The sequence below is a fragment of the Rummeliibacillus sp. TYF005 genome, assembly GCF_003844195.1.
GTDB lineage: Bacteria > Bacillota > Bacilli > Bacillales_A > Planococcaceae > Rummeliibacillus.
Map to the genome: position 1 here is coordinate 1 of NZ_ML122617.1, position 5,332 is coordinate 5,332.

Genomic DNA, 5,332 nt, shown 5'->3' on the forward strand with positions numbered 1-5,332 from the left:
TTGTTTTAATAAATCACTATTGAGTGTTAAGGTATTTTGGTTTTCTACGAATTCTATAAATAGAGAAGACCCCCAACACGTAAAAATATTGGGGATCCTACGACTTAAATTAGAGCCTATTATCAGAATTGTTTTGGTGACTGGCACTTAATCTAATGGAATAAAGGCTATGATGAGGGATGGATTATTCGTTTTGCAATTGCTGATAAAGCAACAGATGAAATTATTGGCACTATCTTTTTAAATAACTTTGAAGGCAAGCGAGCTGAAATCGGCTATGAATTATCTGAAAACTACTGGCGTCGTGGAATTATGTCTGATGCAATACGTGAAATTCTGTCATTTGGATTTAATCAGTTGGGTTCGGTAAGAATCCAAGCCTTCGTTTGTACAGAAAACGTTGCTTCCACGGAGATATTAAAAAAATTTAAATTCAAAGAAGAGGGCTGTTTAAGACAGTTTGAATGTCATAGTGTTACTGGAGAATGTAAAGATATGTGGGTATACGGTTTATTAAATACAGAGTTTCAAAAATAATATTTATTTGAACTAAATTTATATTTCAAATATACCCTAGCTACGAGATAGCTCTCAATTCGCTTCAGAAGAGTAATAATCTACTATCTTTTCAAAGTAGGCCAATAGTTCCTCTGTGCTTAGTTTGTTGAATACCTCAGTTCGTTCTAAACACATTCAGTTTTCCTCCATAATTTCATTATATTTCTTAGTTCCACACTAATATAGATAGTTCCTTTTAAAAAAATATAGATTGGTATCGTAACTTAAGAACATTGACCAGAGGACTGAAAATATAATGCTAATTTTAGCCCTATCTACAGGACTAAGATACGGAGAATTAGTTGGTTTATGTTTTAATGACTTAGATTTCAAGAACAATTTGATAAATGTACATCGGCACTGGAAGTATAAAGAAGGTGGTGGTTTTGATTCCTTAAAAACTGAAAAATCTGAGCGGACTATTAGTATTGATAAACTAACTATGATGATATTAAAAAAACATCTCACGCTAACATCGACATTACAACATCTACGTATGCACACGTTTTAAAAGAGTTACGGGAGAGTGATTCTGAACAGACTAATGCCATCTTTGAAGAACTTCTTGTTGTGTAATAAGGTGTTTGTAAAGCAATGGAAATCTTAAATAAGTCTCGTAAATTTTAATTGTTGCTTAATAGAAGCCGATTTTCATCACAGCAGAAAACCAGAGTTATTCTATCAAATACGTAGAATAGACTCTGGTTTTATTTATTTTTATACTTTCCGCATAAATAACTAATAAAGACGTTAGTTGTTGACGAGGAATGGCTTATTCAACAATCGCGCCCGATTTGTATTATTAGGTCAGCCAGAAAATATTTCTGGTTGACCATTTTTTATATCGATATATGATAACGGTAGCCGGGGTAGAACGAGATTTACTTGATACGTTTGGATAAATCCATCTTTATCCGTCATCGTATAATAAAAAAAGCAATGCACTAAGTACATTGCTTAAATCTAAAATTCTTTGAAGGGTTATGACTCAAAACATTATAATATTCATCTATTAAGATTTTTATTCCAAAATATTAATTCTTAAAAAGGAATTTTCTACTATTAATTCCAAAAGTATGATATCACTATGAAAATAGTTAAAATCATATAAATTGTAATACTACTTATGGTATGAAACTTAATCCTTCTTTCTTGTTGTTTGTTTGCATCAGTATATGCGAAAGCAATAATTATAAATGAAGCAAAGAACCCTCCCATAGTTCCTTTTATATAGAACATTGATTTATCTAAAATAATAATTATAATTGATAAATAATTTAAAATAAATATTAGATTGGAAATCATAATATAATTTTTGAATTTTATTTTATTAGAAAAACTTAACAAAAAAATAATAAAAGTCGCTAGATATAATAAAAGTAGTATAACCCACAACGTATAAACAACCATTAATAATTACTTCCTTTTTCCAAAGTTGATATATGTTATTTTGACCTTCGGGCCCCAATATACATATTTTTTTGCATATTTAGTAACTGTAGTAAAAAAGTAGCGTGTAAGAATCCAAACAGCAACTCCTCCTATAGAAGAACCCAAAACATTTATTATTCCATTAACTATATACGCTGCAATTTGCACGGCTAGATTTTTATAAACACCAAATTTAGTTATATATTTAACGATTTTTAATTTAACTACCTTTTTTTTCGTATAAGTTTTTAATATTCTAGCAGCTGTGTATATACCATGTGCTCCTATTGCTAGTCCTACAATAGTAGTAATTGCTCTAGCTAACGCTTCTTTTCTGACCAATTTCCAACTTTTTTCTCCATTGTGATCTATGTTAATAACGGGATTCCCATTCGCATAACTATATCCATTTTGCGATAGTGGTTCATCCTCATCACCAGGGTGTGTATCTAATGCTAGGAATGCACCATTCGCTGGGTTATAGTAACGTGCTTGTAAATAATAGTTCTTCGTTTCATCGTCATAGTAGTAACCTGCATAACGAATTGGATTTTCTTTAGCTACTGCACCTTCTACAGTTAGAATATTTCCGTAGGCATCATATGCATATGAGCCAACTTCCTTATCCTCACTATCACGAATACTTAATACATCTCCACGATGATTCGTAATGAATTGATACGCTTTTGTTTCAAATGTACCTGCATCATTCTTCGCTTTCACCATCATACTAAGTGGTGTATAACCATTCCATTCATATGAACGGTACTCCGTAATGACATCGTTCACTTTCACAACTTCCATATCCAATACTTCATCATTATAGAAATATTCGTGTGTTGTGTCACCCACTGTTTTTGTTAGACGTAAGCCGTTTTATAAGACGCGACTGTTTTCCCGTCTAATGTTTCTACTTTTGTTAAGCGTTGTTGTTGATTGTATGTGTATTGATAATTTTCATCTTTTGTTAAATAACCATCTGCGTCATACGTATAAGTTGTATCATTTTTCTTCGCAATTTGGTTCGCGTCATTATATGTGAAGGTCGATTTTTCTCCATTTACAACGGATGCTTTACGGTTTCCGACTGCGTCATATGCATACGTATTCATCGTTCCATCTGGTAATGTTTCTTTTGTTAGTTGGTTATTACCGTCATAAATAAAGCTACTCACTTGTCCATTCACAGTTGCTTGTGAAATGTTTCCACTCTTCGTATAATCATACGCAATTTCAAATGGTTGCTGCGCTTTCGTTGTATATGTTAGCGAGCTAAGTAAATTCGTATCGTTCATTTGTGCGACTTGTTGCCATAAATCTGTATTCAATGTTAATGTCGTGTGGTTTTTTGTACATCAACATCACTTTGATAATCGTGTAACACTTGCTCATCTACACTTAGTTGAATATGATCTACATCGTCACTATTCCCTTTATACGTTGTTTCTTCTTTTACTTGGAAGTCTTGATCAAAGCCTGTTGTGACTTGATTCATTCGTTCTTGATCGTCATAGCCATAACTTTGTTTAAATAATCCTAATGTGTATTCGGCAAGTAAATTCGTTTCGTCTGTATAACCATAGGTTTGGAAACGAAGTAAATATATTACTTGAAGTTAATTCTCGTCATGAATAGGAAGGTTCTTAAACGGGTGATTTTTGAAATTTGAAATAAAATCCCAGCATTCTCCATCTAATTGTATTACTAAAAATAAAATTTCTCGATTTGATAAATCAAAATTTAATTCATATTTGAATATATCGCTAGGCTGTTCGGGTTCAATTAAACGTAGTCTCTCTTCTGAAGTTATAACGACAGTTTCTCCATTATTAGTATCTGAAACTACTTTAGGATAAATTCCTTTTAATTGAGAAAAATCTTGAATTTTTTTAACTGTATAAAAATAATTATTATCTATTTCTTGAGTATTTTTTGAGCAACTTGAAATATTGGACGGATATCCAAATGATATCACATGTATATATAAAGGAAATAAATTTAGTTTTGTCAAAAAAGATAAACTTGTTTCCACTATAGTTGGATTATGAAAAAAGTCAAGATTTGGTTCGCAGCAAAATTGTTCTAATACATTATTACTATCATTCTTAATAAAATATTCTTCATTTATACCAGTCAGGAAATCACTTAAATAATAATTCATATTATAATCACCACGCACTTAATTTATATTTTTTACTAACTTTTATATACACGTCCCAAGGCAATTTAGAGCTAAAAACATAATGTGTATCACCAGATAGATGATAATGCCAAAGTTTGCCTCCGTATTTCTTATTTTTTTTAAATATCATATAAGCAGCCTGTATCTGATGATTCTCAATTGAAAAGACTCTTTTTCCACCTGATTTTGTTTTTTTAATAATTTTAATTAGAGCATTTCCCCTGGACTCAAATTTATATTTTTTAGCCCACTTTTTAAAATATTTAATTTTCTTTACTTGTTTCAATAAATAATTACCGGATTTAACTACTACGTTTTTTCCATACATTTTAATTAAAGGCATTGCTAAAGCTATAATAGCATTAGCAATATATTTAGCAATTTGTCCATCTGGATCGACATTCATCACTGGATTGCCATTCGCATAGCTATAGCCATTTTGTGATAGTGGCTCATCATCATCTCCAGGGTGTGGGTCTAATGCTAAAAATGCACCGTTTGCTGGATTATAGTAACGTGCTTGTAAATAATAGTTCTTTGTTTCAGCATCATAATAATAGCCTGCATAACGAATTGGATTGGCTTTTGCCAATTCACCTTCTACGCTTAAGACATTTCCGTACGCATCATATGAGTAGGCACCGACTTCTTTATCATCCTTGTCGCGAATACTTAATACATCGCCGCGGTGGTTGGTAATGAACTGGTATGCATTCGTTTCAAATGTACCCGCATCATTTTTCGCTTTTACAATCATACCTAGTGGTGTGTAGCCGTTCCATTCGTATGAACGGTATTCGGTGATATAATCATTTACTTTCACGACTTCCATGTCTAGTACTTCGTTATTATAGAAGTATTCATGCGTTGTATCGCCGACTGTTTTGGTTAAACGCATACCATCTTCATCATATGTGTAAGAGGCTACTGCATCGCCTTTTAATGTTTTAACACTTGTTAAGCGTTGTGCTTCGTTATATGTGTATTTAAAGTGCTCATCTTGTAGAAGATTACCATCTGCATCATACTGATAAGCTGTATCATTTTTCTTTACAATTTGATTGGCAGCGTTATAAGAGAACGTGAAGTCTTTTCCATTCACATGTGCCGCTTTTCGATTTCCAACTTCATCGTATTGATACGAATTGACATCGCCATTTG

Annotated in this window: 6 protein-coding genes and 1 pseudogene; 2 read left to right on the top strand and 5 right to left on the bottom strand. The window is 32.1% G+C overall.

Going from position 1 to position 5,332, the window contains the following annotated elements; all coding sequences use genetic code 11:
* Positions 1–180: 180 nt before the first annotated feature.
* Together CW357_RS18435 and CW357_RS17655 are read left to right on the top strand one after the other, a co-directional pair.
* Positions 181–537, top strand: a pseudogene (locus tag CW357_RS18435) (GNAT family N-acetyltransferase); the annotation flags it as partial.
* A 277-nt stretch (positions 538–814) separates the two neighbouring features.
* The gene (locus tag CW357_RS17655; RefSeq protein WP_124218753.1) at positions 815–1,069 is read left to right on the top strand and encodes a tyrosine-type recombinase/integrase; all 255 of its coding nucleotides are present in this window, start codon (positions 815–817) and stop codon (positions 1,067–1,069) included.
* A gap of 905 nt (positions 1,070–1,974) precedes the next feature.
* Here the strand turns inward: CW357_RS17655 and CW357_RS17660 are convergent.
* From CW357_RS17660 to CW357_RS17675, 5 genes are all read right to left on the bottom strand, one after another.
* Positions 1,975–2,793 carry an RHS repeat-associated core domain-containing protein gene (locus tag CW357_RS17660; protein ID WP_124218754.1) on the bottom strand — a complete coding sequence of 273 codons (819 nt, stop codon included), beginning with the start codon at positions 2,791–2,793 and terminating at the stop codon, positions 1,975–1,977.
* Positions 2,794–2,849: 56 nt separating this feature from the next.
* Positions 2,850–3,317, bottom strand: coding sequence for an RHS repeat domain-containing protein (locus tag CW357_RS17665; protein WP_124218755.1), 468 nt, complete (start codon positions 3,315–3,317; stop codon positions 2,850–2,852).
* Positions 3,318–3,319: 2 nt separating this feature from the next.
* Complete coding sequence (locus CW357_RS18440; RefSeq protein WP_164489656.1) at positions 3,320–3,484, bottom strand: hypothetical protein; 165 nt, start codon at positions 3,482–3,484, stop codon at positions 3,320–3,322.
* 120 nt (positions 3,485–3,604) lie between these two features.
* Entirely contained in the window at positions 3,605–4,150 is a 546-nt protein-coding gene (locus CW357_RS17670) for a hypothetical protein (protein WP_124218756.1), read from the bottom strand.
* 7 nt (positions 4,151–4,157) lie between these two features.
* On the bottom strand, positions 4,158–5,332 hold a 1,175-nt coding region (locus CW357_RS17675), incomplete at its 5' end, for an RHS repeat domain-containing protein (RefSeq protein ID WP_164489657.1).

Excerpts from the sequence above, each read along its gene's own strand:
- CW357_RS17655 (WP_124218753.1), top strand. The coding sequence starts at position 815 with ATGCTAATTTTAGCCCTATCTACAGGACTAAGATACGGAGAATTAGTT.
- CW357_RS17660 (WP_124218754.1), bottom strand. The coding sequence starts at position 2,793 with ATGGAAGTTGTGAAAGTGAACGATGTCATTACGGAGTACCGTTCATAT.
- CW357_RS18440 (WP_164489656.1), bottom strand. The coding sequence starts at position 3,484 with ATGAATCAAGTCACAACAGGCTTTGATCAAGACTTCCAAGTAAAAGAA.
- CW357_RS17670 (WP_124218756.1), bottom strand. The coding sequence starts at position 4,150 with ATGAATTATTATTTAAGTGATTTCCTGACTGGTATAAATGAAGAATAT.